We start from the raw sequence: 15,324 nt of genomic DNA on the forward strand, positions 1-15,324 counted from the left end.
CTGATCACCTGTGTCTCATGACGACGAGCGTGATGTCGTCATATATCTTCTGCTTGCCGATATGCGCCATCAGGTCCTCGATGATACCCGATTTGACCTCTTCGGCGCTCTGTCCGTAAAATTTGCCTGCACTCGCGCACAGCCGTTCGATGCCGAACATTTCGCCCTTGGCGTTCACCGCCTCGGTCACCCCATCCGTGTGCAGCACGACCATGTCGCCATGCCCGAAGGAAATCTCGCGGGTCGCGACGAAGGGCGAGATGTCGGATTCGAGGCCGATGGGCAGGCCGAGGTCGAGCGTGTCGATCCGTTCGACTTCGGCTCCCTTGCGCACCACGATCAGTTCCTCGTGCTGCCCCGACAGCGTCAGATGGGTTCCGTCATAATCGAGGAAAGCCAGCGAAAGATGCTTGTCGGTATTGGTCCGCATGATGTTCTTGTAGATCGCGCGGTTGAGGCGATTGAGGAACAGCCGGGGATCCATGTCGCCGGCCTCTTGCAAGGCACGCGCCACCGATTGCACCATCAGCATCAGCACGCCGCTTTCGAGGCCGTGGCCGGTTACGTCGCCAATGCCGATCTTCAGCCGCCCGCCGTCGCGAAGCACGTCATAGTAGTCGCCGCCCACCTCGTCGGCAGGCCGCATATAGGCTGCAATCTCGATATTGGAAATTTCGGCGAGTTCGCCGGCCTTCGGCAGTACCATCATCTGGATCTGCCGGGCGACCGCGAGTTCGGCGCCGAGGCGCAGGTTCTCGCTGCGCAATTGCGTATTCAGCGTCGAAATCTGATGGTTGGCGTCCTCGAGCTGCTTGGTGCGCTCGGTCACCAGGTTTTCGAGGTTCTCGGTGTGGTAGCTGATCTCCTCCGCCATACGGTTGAAGGCGATGGCGGCTTCGCCGACTTCGTCGCGCGTGGAAATCGGAACCCGGACCGAATAGTCCTTGGCCTCGATCTTCGTTGCCGCGCCAGCAAGGGCGCTGATGCCGCGGGTGACCCGCTTGGATACGCCGAACACCGCAAGCGTGACGAACAGCAACGAGGCGAGCAGAGCGAGAATTTGATAGACGAGGATTCGGTTCGTCGCTTCGGAGATTCCGGCTTGCGCCGCGAACAACGAGGCGTAGATCTCGCGTTCGGGCACGACGATGCCGAGCGACATGGTCTCGCGGCGAACGGGGCCGGATACCCAGAAATTTGCCGGCTCGAGCTGCTTCAAGAGGATGAGATAGGGCACCTTCTCGCCGGCCTCGTCGAGCAGCACGCGCTGTATCGCCCCGTCGGCGCTGAGCGGCAGTTGCGCGATCGCCGGCTGCACACTTTGGTGCAGCGAACGATTAAGGCCCGTGACACCCTGGCTGCCGGTCTCGCTCGACCGTTGCAGGCCGATGACCTTTTCTCCTACGCCGTTGATGGCAAGCACATTGCCGTCGGACATGGCGAGGAAACCGAACCCGCTGTCGCCGACTTTGACGCTTTCGACAACCTCGGCCAGCTGATCGAGCGTGATATCGGTTCCGGCCGCTCCGGCGACACCCTTGCGGTCGCGCGTCCAGAGCGGCTGGAAGAAACTGACGATCAGTTTCCCCGAGGCGGCATCCGTATAAGGTGCGGTTTGCGTGGTATCGGCTGCAACGGGCCTGAGACTTGGATCCTTCGCCCATCCCTCCCAGGACTCGTAGAGGCCGGGGAAGAAGAAGTTCCAGAAGTTGGCCTCGTTGTGACCGGGGTAGAGACGGTCGAACGTCTGCGCCTGATCGGCATAGGGCGCCATCCGCAAGATCGGCCGCTCCTTTGGTCCGACGTAGTACATCTGCAGTTTGGAGCGGCCGTGCGCAAGCAGGGCGGGAGCAACCAGATCGAGAACGGCGCTGTTCTCGATATCGGTCTGCACCTCGGGTAGCGGCCGGTGGTCGGGGCCAAGGAGATAGCTCCAAACGCTGACGCTCGAGAGCGGTCCCGGAAGGTTCTGCGCCCACCCACCTTTGGTGTCGTAAGCCACGGTAACGGATTCCGGCGCGTGCCGCGCCAGTGCCTCTCCGACGTCGGACCTGCGCACGGGGCGGTCGATCTGCGCCTGGAGCACGCCCGCGAGGGTGGCGACGTCGGCGTGAACCTGACCGAGCAGAAGGTCTACCCGCGCGGCCGTCGATTCCGCGTAGGTGACCATGTAATCTTCGTTTGCCTTTTCCAGGCCCTGCCCGACCTCCGTCGTCGCGTCGCGCGACAATCTTTGAACGTTCCAAAGTGCCAGGCCGCCTGTTACCAGGAGGTCGAAGAGCACGGCGCTGCCGACGACCAGCACGAACTTGGCGCGAAAGGATCTCAAACCGAACCGGGGACGTTGGACATTGCTTTCGCTCATAGCGGTTTGCGCCCGGACGCAGCCCAGATCGGCCAGCCTGCATAGCCCTTCGGATGCAGCGCCGCGAAGATGTGGTCGCGGAAGCCCTGGCGAAAACGCTCCATGAATTCGGGTGTTTCGCCGTGTCTCGTCGCCATTGCCGTAAACATCTTCTCCCAACCGGCGATGATGTCGGCGAAATCCTGCGGGTCGCCGTCGAGATTGGTGACCATGAAGGATTCGACGAGGATGTCGTCGAAACCCGCGTCGGCGAGATAGCGCCGGCTCTTCGGCCCGAGCTCCACATCCATCTCGAAATGGCTCAAAAGCCTCGCGAGCTCATTGTAGGTCCATTGGATGCTTTGCGCCCGTGGCTCGCCGAGGCAATGCGAGTTCTTCTCGTTGGTGATGTAAACACGGCCGCCCGGCTTCACGATCCGATAGAGCTCCTTGAGAAGCAGCTCCGGCTGATTGAAGATCTGCAGCGAATGCCGGCAGGTCACGAAATCGAACTGGTTGTCCTCGAGCAGCATCTCCGAAGCGTCACCGAACGTGTATTCGATGCCGGTGACGCCGAAATCGGCGGCCACGTTGCGCGCATAGGCAAGGCTCGCGCGGGAATGATCGAGGGCCACGATCCGGGCCGGCTGAAACTCCTTCTGCGCGAGCACGGCGAAATCGCCGATGCCGCAGCAGATGTCGGCCATGGCGATGCCGGGCCGCATTCCGTGGCGCGGCAGGATGGCGCGCTCGTGGCGCCAGGTCATTTTCGTCTGCGCGCGGAGGATGGGAATGAAGCTCGTATCCTCGACGAAGCTCTGGCCGGGGTAGAACATCGAATCGTAGACCTCGACGGAGATCTGCGGCTCGATCGTGCTCAGGTGCCCGAACATCCTTGTTGTCCAGCCGACGACGCTCGAGGTGATGATGATCAGACGCAGGTCCGACCGCTCGCGACAGGCATCGAGCGCGACCCGGATGAAGGCCTGGAAGGCCGTGTTGTTCATCTGGATGAGGCGTTTCACGTCGATATAGAGAACGCCGCGAACCGCGTCGATCGCTTCCCGCAGCGCATGAATGCTCTCGGCGATCTCATCGATCGATCGCGGCCGGATCGTCCCGGCGAGCGAGAAGATCTGGCTGTTCGGATCGAAGGCGACCTTGAAGCGCTGAGTGAGGCCCGCGGTGATCAACTCACCATTCCTTCAAGAGGCAGGTCGACGATCAGGGTGATGGCGGGAGCGGCATCTTCGTCAAGCCGGAGGTGGGCGTCATAGTTGACGGCGAGGTCCAGAAGCACCGATTCCCGGCTCGGGGCGAGATCGTTGGAAATGGCGTCGAGATAGCGGGCCTCGGCATCGCTTCCACGGGTCTTCGATACGGCCTCCCGGTAGAAACGCGCCTGACCTGGCGGGCATGGAAAGCTGAGTTGAACCCGCTCCGTGTCGCCTTGTCGGTAGATCGACAGGCCGATCTTTCCGTCCGTGGTGCCGCCGCGAAACGAGACCTCCAGAAGCTCGTTCAGAGCGGAAGAGAAGAAGTTCGAATGCCGCACGGGATCGGTTCTGTTGTGGCTGATCATGCGGGCGAGGTAGCTCGAAACATGGTCGCAATGCTGCCAATCCGAGAGGAATATCTCCATCTCCATATCGAACTGAAGCAAGGGCTCGAAAGCCGTCTCCGTGGTCTTATTGACACTCGCACCCATGCAGCAATGTCCTCCCCACCCCGAAACTCTCACGGCCATAAGGCACTTTCTATAATGATTTGTAACCACGCAACCCCCGGATTTTGCACGTAAACAACCCAGGTTTTGCGCCGCGCGTCTCGTCGCGCAACGCATGGATGCGACTAGAGCGTCGCCATTGCCGACGAGCGGCGAAGGTAGGCGCCGATCGCGTCTGCCGGCATGGGCATGCCCAGGAAGTAGCCCTGCAGCCGGTCGCATCCCTCTTTTCGCAGCCAGACCGCCTGACCGACGGTTTCCACGCCCTCGGCGGTGACCCGCATGCCGAGGCCGTGCGCAAGCCCGATGATCGATCGAACGATCGTTTGGCTCTTCTCGTCGCTCTCGAGGTCTTTGATGAAGTAGCGGTCGATCTTGATCGTGTCGAAGGGGAAGTTCTTGAGGTAGCTAAGGGACGAGTAGAAGGTGCCGAAATCGTCGAGCGAAATCTGGATGCCCAGTACGTTCAGGGTATTCAGCGTGTCCAGATTGTTGGTCGTGCGCTCGAGCAGGACCGTTTCCGTGACCTCCAACTCGAGCCGGTCAGCCCTGAGGCCGGCCATGTCGAGCGCCTGGGCGATCCGGTCGGTCAGCCCTTCCCGCAGAAATTCAGCCGGGGAGAGGTTAACGGCGACAGTGAAGTGCGACGGCCAGGTGGCGGCCTGCCGGCAGGCCTCCTCCAGCACCCATTGGCCGATTTCGTTCATCAGCCCGTCGGCTTCCGCCATCGGAATGAAGACGTTGGGAGGAATGACGCCCACCAGCGGATGGTGCCAGCGCGCCAGGGCTTCAAAGCCGACGATCGAAAACGGCGGTTCGACGAGCGGTTGGTACTCGATGGAAAACTGATTGTCCTGCAGCGCCGTGCGCAGGCTGCGACGCAGCATCTCTCGCTGTTCCAGCACGATCAGCATCGAGCGGCTGAAGGTCTTGGCCCGGCCCCTGCCGTCCTTCTTCGCCGCGTAGAGCGCGATGTCGGCGGCCTTCATCAGCTGCTCGATTTCGTTGCCGTCGTTCGGTGCGATGGCGATGCCGATGCTGGCCCCGACAAAGACTGTGATGCCGTCGATCGTAAACGGCTCATTGAACGCCTGGATCAAGGCTTCGGCGAGATATTCGGCGTCGGTCGGCTGATCGCTGTGGCGCTGGATGACGGCAAACTCGTCGCCAGCCAGGCGATAGGCAACCTCGCCATCGCGAAGCGCACCGCGAATCCTCTCCGCCGCCATCTTGAGCACGGCGTCGCCGGCGCCGTGGCCCAGCGTATCGTTGACCGGCTTGAAGTCGTCGAGGTCGATCTGCATCAGCGCCAGCTTTTCGCCCGGCGTCGGCAGGATGCTTTGCAGATCGTCGCTGAATTGCCGGCGATTGGGCAGGCCCGTCAGCACATCATGGGTCGCCTGATGCAGCAGCAGCGCCCGTTCGCTTTCGCCGTGGCTGCCGACCTCTCGGCGCGTCGCGCGGCCGCTCGTTTCGAGCACGCCGATGCCGCGCACGGCGCGGAAGACCAGAAGCGTGCGCCGTGACTTGGTGGTGGCATCGATGACTTCGACGCTTCTGGGCACGCCGTTTGCAATCACCGACTCGACCGTCGCCTTGGAGGCGGGCGCAAGCAGCTCCGGATAGAGGTGCCACAGGGTCGCATCGACCAGCGCACCGACTTCGTAGGTCTCCTGCAGCGCTGGCGAAGCGCTCGTCAGATGGAAAGCCTCGTCATAGAACGAAAGGATTTCATCGGCGTTGGCCGCTACGGGATCTTGCACTGAAGCTGAAGCAGACAAAGTTGCATCAGTGTCCGGCATACTTGCCTTTCCCTTTCTGTTCCGAACTCGTCCGGGGATAGCAAGCGGTCGCGCCTCCCGCGGACACTGCACGCACGGCACGCGGCGTCGTCCTTCTCCAAAGCTATCGCGCGACGTATCCGGGTCAATGCCCTTGCCGCACGCTGGATCTTGCCTGTGGAAACCTCGCTTCGGAACGTCGTGGGCCTGGCACGGCGCCATTGCCCTGCACGGTTGTATGTGAGCTCCTTCTTTTATCATTTACCATCATTGCATGCAATTTGGTGCCACTTCGAGAGAGCGCCGAAGGCTCGTTCAAGCAGCAATCCCATTGCAGGACAGCCGTGTGAACCGAGCTTTTCGGCGCAAGGGCTTCCTGCCTGGGATCGACGAACCGCTGATTTGGACGGGCAAGCGGATGGAATGGTCTCCTGCAGACGCGGGTTAACCATAAACGAAGAAACTGGTGGATTGGATGACTTCTCGCCGCCCGCGACGGGGTCGAAGCACAGTTTGGCGGCCAAAGGTCGGCCGCCTGTATCGGCGGCCGATTCCAAAGAGGATCAACGCGCGCTCAAGATCACGTCGGTCTTCTGAAAGGTCCGGACGTCGATCAGGCCCTTGTCGGATATCCTGAGTTCCGGAATGACGACGAGCGCCAGCAGCGAGTGCTGCATGTAGGCGTTGTTCAACCGGCAGCCGCAGGCGCGCATCGCCTCGACGATGGCGGCCGCCTTCTCGGCGACGATCTCTGCCCGCTGATCGGACATCAGGCCCGCGACAGGCAGCTCAACGAGCGCCAGCTCACGGCCTTCCTTGATGACGACGATGCCGCCGCCGACCTCGTGCAGCCTGTTGGCTGCCTTGGCCATGTCCGCCTTGTTCGTGCCGACGACGATCATGTGGTGGCTGTCATGTGCGACCGTGCTGGCGATCGCGCAATCGCTGTCATAGCCGAAGCCGGAAACGAAGGCATTGACGACGTCGCCGGTGCCGCGGTGGCGTTCGATCAGCGCGATCTGGCAGATGTCGTTGGCGCGGTCCATCTGCACCAGGCCGTTCTCGATCGTGACGTCGGCCTCGAGCGCACGCGTCGGCGCCTGATTCTCGACGACGCCGATGACCTGAACGCGGGCGCGCGACGCGCGTGCGTTGGACGCAATGTCGAAATCAACGGCGGCGAGCATCCGGCCGAGGTGGACGGTATTGCGCGCGCTTTCCGGATAGACGTAAGCCGGGATATCGCGCGCGAGCGTGCCGCTTTCGGCCATGAGTTCGCCGCGGGCAAACACCATCTCGATCGGCAGCGCCGCGAGATCAGAGGTAACGATCAGGTCGGCCCGCCGGCCCGGCGCAATCGATCCGAGCTCGCGCTCCAGGCCAAAATGCTGAGCGGTGTTGAGCGTCGCCATCTGGATGGCGGTCACCGGCTTCAGCCCTTGAGCGATCGCGTGGCGCACGACCCGGTTCATGTGTCCGTCATGGACGAGCGTGCCAGAATGGCTGTCGTCGGTGCACAGCAGGAAATTGCGCGGATCGAGACCGGATTCGGTAACGGCCTTGATCTGGGCCGCAACGTCGTACCAGGCCGAACCGAGCCGCAGCATGGCGCGCATGCCCTGGCGCACGCGGGCGATCGCGTCCTCCACGGTTGTGCCTTCGTGGTCGTCGGCCGGTCCGCCGGCGGCATAGGCGTGGAACTCGCGGCCGAGATGCGGCGAGGCATAATGCCCGCCGACGGTGAGGCGCGCATCCTGAGTGGCGGCGATCTCGGCCACCATCTTGGGATCATTTCCGGCAACGCCCGGGAAATTCATCATCTCGCCAAGCCCGATGATGTTCGGCCAGGTGAGCGCCTCGGCGATATCTTGGGCGGAAAGTTCGGCGCCGGCGGTTTCGAGCCCCGGCGCGCTCGGCACGCAGCTCGGCATCTGAACGAGCACGTTGATCGGCAGTCTCTGGGCTTCCTCGTTCATCAACCGGACGCCGTCGAGCCCGAGCACGTTGGCGATCTCGTGCGGATCGATGAACATGGTCGTCGTGCCGTGCGGGATTACCGCACGGGCAAATTCGGTGACGGTGACGAGGCCGCTTTCGACATGCATGTGGGCGTCGCAAAGGCCAGGCACGAGGTAGCGGCCGGCGGCGTCGACGACCTTGGTTTCAGCGCCGATCGTGTGGCCGGCGTCCGGGCCGACATAGGCGAAGCGGCCGGCCTTGATGGCGATGTCGGTGCCGGGAATGATCTCACCGGAATAGACGTTGACCCACTTGCCGTTGCGGATCACGAGATCGGCCGGTTTGCGGCCCATGGCGACGTCGACCAGTTCGGGTGCGGTCTTCGACCAGGATTGAAGCATGACAGTTTCCTTCGAATGGGCGATGTCGGCGCCCTACCAATTGGGAAGGGGGGCGCCGAAGGATTTGCTGGCGGTCTACTGGGTCTGGGCAATGAGCGCTGCGGCAAGCAGGGCCACGAACCACATGACCGGTCTTACATCGCCGGCCCGGCCGCAGGCCAGCTTGATCAACACATAGGCGATGATCGCAAGCGACAGGCCAAGCGTGATCGAAAAGGTGAGCGGGATCAATAGGATCGCAAGGAAGGCGGGGATCGCTTCATCGAGCGCGCTCCAGCGGATGTTGCTGATGGGTTCGGACATGAAGAGGCCGGTGAGGATCAGCACCGGCGCGGTCGCGACCGCCGGCACCAGCGAAAGCAGTGGCGACAGAAACAGGAAGGGCACGAAGAGAAGACCCGCGATCAGTGCGACGAGGCCGGTTCGTCCGCCTTGCGCGATGCCCGCACCGGATTCGAGGTAGACCGTCGCCGGGCTCGTTCCGAGCGGTGCGGAGATCAGCGCCGCGATCGCATCGACATGCATGGATTCGCGGATGTTGCGCGGCATGCCGGTCTCATCCTTGAGGTCGGCAGCTTCGGCAAGGCCAAGGAAGGTCGAAAGCGCCTCGATGAAGTTGGTGAACAGGAAGACGAAGATAAAGGGCAGGTAGATCAGGTTCAAGGCGCCCAAGAGATCGATCTGGCCGACGAAGCTGAAATCCGGCGCGGCGGAGAAACCGCTCCAGTTGACCAGCGTGTGGACATCAGGGGTCTCGGGCCAGAACGCGCTGCCGTCTCCCCACCAGCGGCCGATTGGGATCGAGAGGATCGTGGTGAGGATCATGCCGGCCATCATGGCGCCGGGAACGCGCCGAACCACCAGAGCCACCGTCAGCACGAAGCCGACGATGAAGGTAAGCGTCACTGGGTTGAACTGCGTGAGACCAACGATCGTATCGGGATTGGCGACGATGAACTTGGCGTTTTCCAGGCCAATCAGTGCGATGAAGAGGCCGATGCCGCAGGCGATGCCATAGCGCAGATCGACCGGGATCGCCTCGATGATCGTCTGACGGAGGTTGAAGAACGCCATGATGGTGAAGAGCACGCCGGCCCAGAAGACGCAGCCAAGTGCGATTTCAAGCGGAACCTTGGCGCCGACCACCATGGTGTAGGCAAAGAGCGCGTTGATACCCATACCGGGTGCCACCAGAATGGGGCTACGCGCATAGAGCCCCATGGCGCAGCTGCCGATGAAGCTGACGAGCACCGTCGCCGTTACGCCTGCCGAAAACGGAATGCCCGCATGCGCCAGGATCGAGGGATTGACGACGATGACGTAGGAGGCGGCGAGAAAGGTGGTGAGTCCTGCGAGGATTTCGGTACGGACGGTCGAGCCGAGCCGGGAAATCTGGAAGTAGCGGTCGAGAAGAGCGCCGAGCCAGGATGTCTCCGGCCTTGGTGCCGCCTCCACGGTCTTGTTCTGGTAGTTCATCTTGTTCCCCTTTTTTAAACGACGAAGGGGGCCGGCATGGCCGGCCCCCTCCTAGGCATCATTCCGCGGCGACGGCGCGCTCATCCCCGCTTGCGGGCGCAAACGGCGAGATCACCTTGAGCCTGACGCAGTCGACGACACCGAGATCGGTGATCGCATATTCCGGGATCGCCGTGATCTGCAGCACGAACATGTACATGAAGGGCCAGGGCAGCGGGCAGCCGAGTGCGCGGGCCGCGTCGTCGAGTTGATCTTCCAGTACCGCCATTTCGGCCGGCTCGATGTCGGAGACGATGCCGCCGATCGGCAGGTGCAGGAAGGCTTCGACCTTGCCGTTTCGGACCACGACCTGGCCGCCATTGTTGGCGATCAGGTGATTGATGGCGATGCGCATGTCCTCGAGATCGGCGCCGATGCAGATGATGTTGTTGTCATCGGGCGCGGTGGAACTGGCGATCGCGCCTTCCTTGAGGCCGAAGCCGGAGGCAAAGGCGACCGGGCGGTTCCGCGTCTTGCCGTAGCGTTCGATAACGGTCACGTATTGCACGTCCTTCGTGGGATCGGCGAGCATCTGGCCGTCCTTGACCGAAAGTGTCACGTCGCGGCGGGTGCGCACGAAGATCTTCTCCGGAGTGACGGCAATCGCCATCGCTTCCGCCGTCTCGCCGGCGCTATCGTAAGCGACCTTCAGATCGCCGGGCTGAAGCGGCGCGACCTTCACCGAATTGAGAAGAGCTGCGCTACGCCCGGGCGGCGTCAGCTCAATCGCCATCTTGCCATTCCGGGCGACCACCTCGCCCTTGGCGACGACCGTTTCGATGTTGAAGTTACGAAGGTCGTTGACGAGCAGGATGTCGGCGGCGCGGCCGGGCGAGATCGAGCCGACCTTGTCGTCGATCCGGAGCGCATCGGCGCCGTTGATCGTCGCCATCTGGATCGCCGCCATCGGTGAAATGCCCATGGCGATCGCCATGCGCACCATGTTGTCGAGATGGCCGCGCTTCAGGATGTCGCTCGCCACCACGTCGTCGGTGCAGAAGCTGATGCGGCGGAGCGCCTTGGCGCCCATCTCGGTGACGATCCGCAGGTTGTCGGCGAGGAAGTGGGAAATGGAGGATTCGCGCACCACGACATGCATGCCAGCGCGCAGCTTTTCGAGCATTTCCTCCGGAGTGTAGCTCTCATGGTCGGCACGCACGCCGGACTGCTGGTAGCCGTTGAGCCGCGCGCCGCGCGTCATCGGGCAGCAGCCGAGCACCGGCAGACGGCTCTTCTCCGCAAGTTCGAGCGCCGCGAGCACGTCGGCGTCTTCCTCCTGGATGAATTCGCGCACGGTTTCCCAAATGCCGACGCATTCCGGCCAGTGGTGCGTCGCCTGGTGGTCGGCCGGGCTGAAATAGTGGCCGACCGTCGAACGCGGCATGGTGTAGGGCGTCTTGCAGGGGGCGCCCCAGAAGACTTTGAGCGGCGTCTCCTTCGCTTCGTCGAGGAACTCGCGCGCAGCATCGGGGCCGCCGACGACGATGATCTGGTCGAGACCGGTGACGATCGAGGTCGTACCGAGCGGAACGACGGCCTTGGCGAAGCTCGTCACCGACATCTTCGAGCATTCGACATGCAGATGGCCGTCGATCATGCCCGGCGTCAGATACTTGCCCGTTGCGTCGACGATCTTGGATTCGGGACCGATATAGTCGGAGATATCGCCGACGGCGATGATGCGCTCACCATAGATGGCAACGTCGGCCTGATAGATCTCTTCCGAGACGACATTGACCAGGCGACCGCCGCGGATCACCAGGGTCGCCTTGCCGCCGGTGCCCGATGCGGCCCGAATGAATTCTCTGATATCGCTCACTGGAACCTCTTCTCCCTTAGCTCCAGTGAATATTCCCAATTCCAGACTGTTTACACAATGGGCCGAAATAGGCTAATTTCTGAACATATCATCCAAGATTTTGGACGAAATATGGACCTCTCACTCATCGACTGTTTCGTAAAGGTCGCCGATTCCCGTTCGATTTCAGCGGCTTCACGTCGCTATCGGTTGCCGAAGTCGACGCTCAGTCACAAGATCCGGCAATTGGAGGACGAGTTCGGCATCGAGCTCTTCGTTCGTGAAGGACATCAGTTGCACGTGACTGATGCGGGGGCGGAGTTCCTGCGCTACGCGCGGCTCATCCAGTCGAATTGTGACGACGCGGCAACCGCCATGGCGGAGATGCGCCAGGAAGTGGCGGGCACGCTGCGGGTAGGCTCGACCGGCGAATTCGGCACCACGATCACGTCGGAACTGCTCTATGCCTTTCGCCAGCAATATCCGCAGGTCAATCTCGATGTCGTCTTTCTCTCCTCGCGCCAGCCGTTTTCCGATGTCGCCGAGCAGGCGCTCGACGGTATCTTCCACTGGGGCGAGCCTTCTGATGTCGACTATATCAGCCGCAGGCTCTCGGTCTCGTCCTACGGCCTCTTCGCCAGTCCGAACTACATCGCGCGCCAGGGTCAGCCGGAAAGTCCGGATGAGCTTGCCGGCCATCGCGGCCTCGTCTTCCGCCAGCCGACGCGGCTACAGTCCTGGTATCTGACGCAACCCGGCGAGGACGAGGTGGACCTGCTGCCGACGGCGACCTGCACCACAAACGATTACTGGACGATCAAGTATTTTGCCGTTGCAGGGGAGGGCATCGCCTATCTGCCCGACTTCTTCGTCGAGACCGAGCGGCAGGCCGGACTGCTGGAGCCGGTGCTTCCCGACTGGCGTTCGCCGCAAACGGCGATCAACCTCATTTATTCGCGCCGCCGGCACGTGTCGCAACGCTTCAAGGCCTTCGTCGACTTCTGCATCGACTTCTATCGCGACCGGGACCGGGTGAAGATTCCGCGCTACTACGTGGAACGGGTCAGTCTTTAGAGCAATCCCAGGAAAGCGCGAAACGACTTTCCGTCCGGAATTGTCATAAGTGCTCCTTAGCCGAGCAGCGCCGGCAGCACGCTGGCGCCGTCGACATTGCCGCCGCAGAGCAGGATGACATTGGTCTGGTCGGCACATTTTTTGGCTACCTGCCGGAAGCCGGCAAGCGCAAGGGCGGCCGCACCTTCCACCAGCATGTGCTCGCCGAGAAGCAGGTCGCGCATCGCCGCTGCGATTTCCGCTTCCGTGCAGGTCACGACCTCGTCGACCACGGCCATCGAAAGCCCGAGCGTCAGGCTGTCGTCATCGAGACCGCCGGCGACCGCTTCGGCGAGCGTGTCGAGATGGTCCGTCTCGACGACGCGGCCGGCTCTCATGGAAGCGGCGAGCGCCGCCGAGTTGGCGGCCGAAATGCCGACGACACGGGTGTGCGGACTGAAGCTCTTCAGTACCGAGCCTATGCCGCTGATCAGTCCCCCGCCGCCCATGGCGACGAAGACATTGTCGATGCGCTCGGCCTGTTCCAGCAATTCGAGCGCGATCGTCCCCTGTCCGGCAATGATGTCAGGGTCGTTGTAAGGCGAGACGTAAGCGAGCCTTTCCGATGCGGCCAGCCCTTGCGCATGCTGCTCGGCAAGCCCGGTCTCGGCGCCGTGGAGAATGACGTCGACGCCATAGGAACGGATGCGCTCGAGCTTCGCCGACTTGACGATCTCGGGCAGCACGACGGTCAGTTTCTGGCCGATCGCGCTGGCCGCATGGGCGGCACCGATGCCGTGATTGCCGGAGGAGGCGGTGATGACCCGCTGGTCCCGCGGCAGCGAGGTCATCCTGCTGACAGCACCGCGGATTTTGAACGAACCTGTCAACTGCAGGTTCTCCGCCTTGAAGAGCACTGTCGAGGATGTCTGATGCCCAATCGTGCGGGAGGGGATCAGCGGCGTCTCATAGATGAAGGGTCGGATGCGCCGGCGCGCCCTGACGGAGCGCGCGGCCGTTTCAAGGACGTCTTTCGTCATGGGGTTGTTCCTTGCGAGCGGCCGAGCAGGCCAAGTTCATCGAGCACGGTGCGGGCGATGGCGATGTCCTGCGTGGCGATCCCCGTCAGGTCGGCGATGGTGATATCCCCATCCGAGAGCCGGCCTTCGGATGCACCGGAAAGAACTGCGCCGAGCGCGATACAGCAGTCTCTGGCGATCAGCCCTGCGCCTGCCGCTGCGGAGAGCTCGCCATGGTCGAGACATTGATCGGCGAGATCGACGACGAGCCGATCTGCACGCGCAACAAGCGCGATATCGAGTTCCTGCTTGCCGGGAGCATCCGCGCCCATGGCGGTGATATGCGTGCCCGGCGCGATCCATTGCGATCGGATCAGCGGTTCTTTCGACGGTGTCGTCGTTACGATCGCGTCGGACTGGCGGCACAATGTTTCCAGGTCGGTTGTCGCCGCGATGGAAAGATCAAGATCCGCCAGGTCGGTGAGCACGGCCTGAGCACGTTCCGGCGACCGCCCCCAGACCGTGAAGTGCAGCGGACGGTCCGAGAGCGCGGCGAGCGCCCGGATTTGAACACGCGCCTGCGTCCCGGTGCCGACAATGCCGATCCTCCGGGCGCCGCCGCGCCAGAGCGCCATGGTCGCAATCGCGCCACCGATGCCGGTGCGAAGATCGGTCAGCAACCCCCTGTCGTCGAGCACGGCGATCACATCTCCAGTCTCGGCGGAGACCGCAACCATCATGCCGGAGCTCGATGGCAGCCCCTTGGCCGGGTTGTCGTAGAAGCCGGCGGCGATCTTCACGACAAAGATCGGATCGCCTTCGATGTAGCCGTATTTGATGTGGCAATCGGCGTTGCGGCCGGAAAGCGGTAGGTAGCCGACCGGCGGCAGGTTGGCGCGGCCGTCGGTCACGGCGATGTAGGCTTCGCGGATTGCTGGAGCAGCGAGCGTCAGCAACGGCAGCCGGGCCAGTCTTTCACGGTCGACGACGATCATTGCGCGCTGTCCTTGCTCAGATATTTGTAGACGGTCGCCCGACCCATGCCGAGGATGCGGGAGATGTAGGAGGCGGCATTCTTGCCGCCGAAGGCGCCATCGGAGGAAAGCGCGATCACCAGCGCCTGCTTGTCGGCCCGGCTCATGGTCGAGATCGTCAGTCCGCGGGTAGCCGTCCATTGCTGGACATATTCGTTGACGCGCTCGTGCCAGTCCTCCTTGAACAGGCTCGCCGGCTTGTCGCTGGCCGGCACGCGGACAAGCGCGTTGAGCGTGCGCAGTGCGGCGTGAAAATCCGAGACGTCGGCGTTGATGCAGAGCACGCCGATTGCTTTGCCCGTCCTGTCGCGCAGCACGGCGCTGATCGCCTTGATCGGGCGGCCGTCCCAGTTGACCTTCTCGTAGGGACCGATGATCCCGTCCGCTTCCTTGAAGCCGATCTCGCTGAGCAGTGAGGGTTCGCCGATTTCCCGCTTCGAGAAATTGCCGGAGATATGGACGACGGTTTCGGTTGCGAGGTCGTGCAGCACGGCTTCGGCGTAGGGCTGGAACAGCAATGCAATCGCGTCGCAGACCAGGACATGCGGGCGGAGTTCCGGGTTCACGGCCTTCCCTTTCTCGATTGGAGGCCGTTAAATCACGGGTAGACTAAATTGTCCATATTGGATTTTTTGTATGAATATTCGGAAAAAGCGACAGCGGCGTGCGAGGTTCGCACGCCGCCGATTGCATC

General features: G+C 62.5%; 11 protein-coding genes. 1 reads left to right on the plus strand and 10 read right to left on the minus strand.

All coding sequences use genetic code 11. The features are described 5' to 3' along the window. Nucleotides 1–4: 4 nt before the first annotated feature. From QM996_RS20590 to QM996_RS20620, 7 genes are all read right to left on the minus strand, one after another. Nucleotides 5–2,365, minus strand: coding sequence for a SpoIIE family protein phosphatase (locus QM996_RS20590; protein ID WP_334197920.1), 2,361 nt, complete (start codon nucleotides 2,363–2,365; stop codon nucleotides 5–7). Further along, the gene (locus QM996_RS20595; protein WP_334197921.1) at nucleotides 2,362–3,537 is read right to left on the minus strand and encodes a methyltransferase domain-containing protein; all 1,176 of its coding nucleotides are present in this window, start codon (nucleotides 3,535–3,537) and stop codon (nucleotides 2,362–2,364) included. Before QM996_RS20595 ends, QM996_RS20590 begins: the two co-directional genes overlap by 4 nt. Beyond that, nucleotides 3,534–4,052: a ubiquinone biosynthesis methyltransferase UbiE gene (locus tag QM996_RS20600; RefSeq protein ID WP_334197922.1), complete on the minus strand. Its 519-nt coding sequence runs from the start codon at nucleotides 4,050–4,052 to the stop codon at nucleotides 3,534–3,536. The genes QM996_RS20595 and QM996_RS20600 overlap by 4 nt, the downstream gene beginning before the upstream one ends. Nucleotides 4,053–4,195: 143 nt before the next feature. Then, nucleotides 4,196–5,872 (minus strand): putative bifunctional diguanylate cyclase/phosphodiesterase, encoded by a 1,677-nt coding sequence (locus tag QM996_RS20605; RefSeq protein ID WP_334197923.1) that lies wholly within the window; start codon nucleotides 5,870–5,872, stop codon nucleotides 4,196–4,198. Between the two features lie 542 nt (nucleotides 5,873–6,414). After that, a complete protein-coding gene (ade, locus tag QM996_RS20610) occupies nucleotides 6,415–8,211 on the minus strand; it encodes an adenine deaminase (protein WP_334197924.1) in 1,797 nt (598 codons plus the stop codon). A 75-nt stretch (nucleotides 8,212–8,286) separates the two neighbouring features. After that, the gene (locus QM996_RS20615; RefSeq protein WP_334197925.1) at nucleotides 8,287–9,687 is read right to left on the minus strand and encodes an NCS2 family permease; all 1,401 of its coding nucleotides are present in this window, start codon (nucleotides 9,685–9,687) and stop codon (nucleotides 8,287–8,289) included. A 58-nt stretch (nucleotides 9,688–9,745) separates the two neighbouring features. Further along, on the minus strand, nucleotides 9,746–11,545 hold the full coding sequence (locus QM996_RS20620) for an adenine deaminase (protein WP_334197926.1): 1,800 nt from the start codon (nucleotides 11,543–11,545) through the stop codon (nucleotides 9,746–9,748). Between the two features lie 111 nt (nucleotides 11,546–11,656). On the opposite strand from QM996_RS20620, the gene QM996_RS20625 reads away from it, so the two are divergent. Then, nucleotides 11,657–12,598 carry a LysR family transcriptional regulator gene (locus QM996_RS20625; RefSeq protein ID WP_334197927.1) on the plus strand — a complete coding sequence of 314 codons (942 nt, stop codon included), beginning with the start codon at nucleotides 11,657–11,659 and terminating at the stop codon, nucleotides 12,596–12,598. A 56-nt stretch (nucleotides 12,599–12,654) separates the two neighbouring features. Here the strand turns inward: QM996_RS20625 and QM996_RS20630 are convergent, their stop codons facing one another. Genes QM996_RS20630 through QM996_RS20640 form a run of 3 tightly spaced genes read right to left on the minus strand, consistent with a single transcriptional unit; the run spans nucleotide 12,655 to nucleotide 15,196 of the window. Beyond that, a complete protein-coding gene (locus QM996_RS20630) occupies nucleotides 12,655–13,617 on the minus strand; it encodes a pyridoxal-phosphate dependent enzyme (protein ID WP_334197928.1) in 963 nt (320 codons plus the stop codon). Beyond that, the gene (locus QM996_RS20635) at nucleotides 13,614–14,591 is read right to left on the minus strand and encodes an ornithine cyclodeaminase family protein (protein WP_334197929.1); all 978 of its coding nucleotides are present in this window, start codon (nucleotides 14,589–14,591) and stop codon (nucleotides 13,614–13,616) included. The genes QM996_RS20630 and QM996_RS20635 overlap by 4 nt, the downstream gene beginning before the upstream one ends. After that, a complete protein-coding gene (locus tag QM996_RS20640) occupies nucleotides 14,588–15,196 on the minus strand; it encodes a helix-turn-helix transcriptional regulator (protein ID WP_334197930.1) in 609 nt (202 codons plus the stop codon). The genes QM996_RS20635 and QM996_RS20640 overlap by 4 nt, the downstream gene beginning before the upstream one ends. Nucleotides 15,197–15,324 lie beyond the last annotated feature (128 nt).

Origin of the sequence: Sinorhizobium chiapasense (assembly GCF_045277575.1) — a bacterium.
GTDB lineage: Bacteria > Pseudomonadota > Alphaproteobacteria > Rhizobiales > Rhizobiaceae > Ensifer > Ensifer chiapasense_A.

Excerpts from the sequence above, each read along its gene's own strand:
- QM996_RS20600 (WP_334197922.1), bottom strand. The coding sequence starts at position 4,052 with ATGGGTGCGAGTGTCAATAAGACCACGGAGACGGCTTTCGAGCCCTTG.
- QM996_RS20635 (WP_334197929.1), bottom strand. The coding sequence starts at position 14,591 with ATGATCGTCGTCGACCGTGAAAGACTGGCCCGGCTGCCGTTGCTGACG.
- ade (WP_334197924.1), bottom strand. The coding sequence starts at position 8,211 with ATGCTTCAATCCTGGTCGAAGACCGCACCCGAACTGGTCGACGTCGCC.
- QM996_RS20625 (WP_334197927.1), top strand. The coding sequence starts at position 11,657 with ATGGACCTCTCACTCATCGACTGTTTCGTAAAGGTCGCCGATTCCCGT.
- QM996_RS20615 (WP_334197925.1), bottom strand. The coding sequence starts at position 9,687 with ATGAACTACCAGAACAAGACCGTGGAGGCGGCACCAAGGCCGGAGACA.
- QM996_RS20590 (WP_334197920.1), bottom strand. The coding sequence starts at position 2,365 with ATGAGCGAAAGCAATGTCCAACGTCCCCGGTTCGGTTTGAGATCCTTT.
- QM996_RS20605 (WP_334197923.1), bottom strand. The coding sequence starts at position 5,872 with ATGCCGGACACTGATGCAACTTTGTCTGCTTCAGCTTCAGTGCAAGAT.
- QM996_RS20630 (WP_334197928.1), bottom strand. The coding sequence starts at position 13,617 with ATGACGAAAGACGTCCTTGAAACGGCCGCGCGCTCCGTCAGGGCGCGC.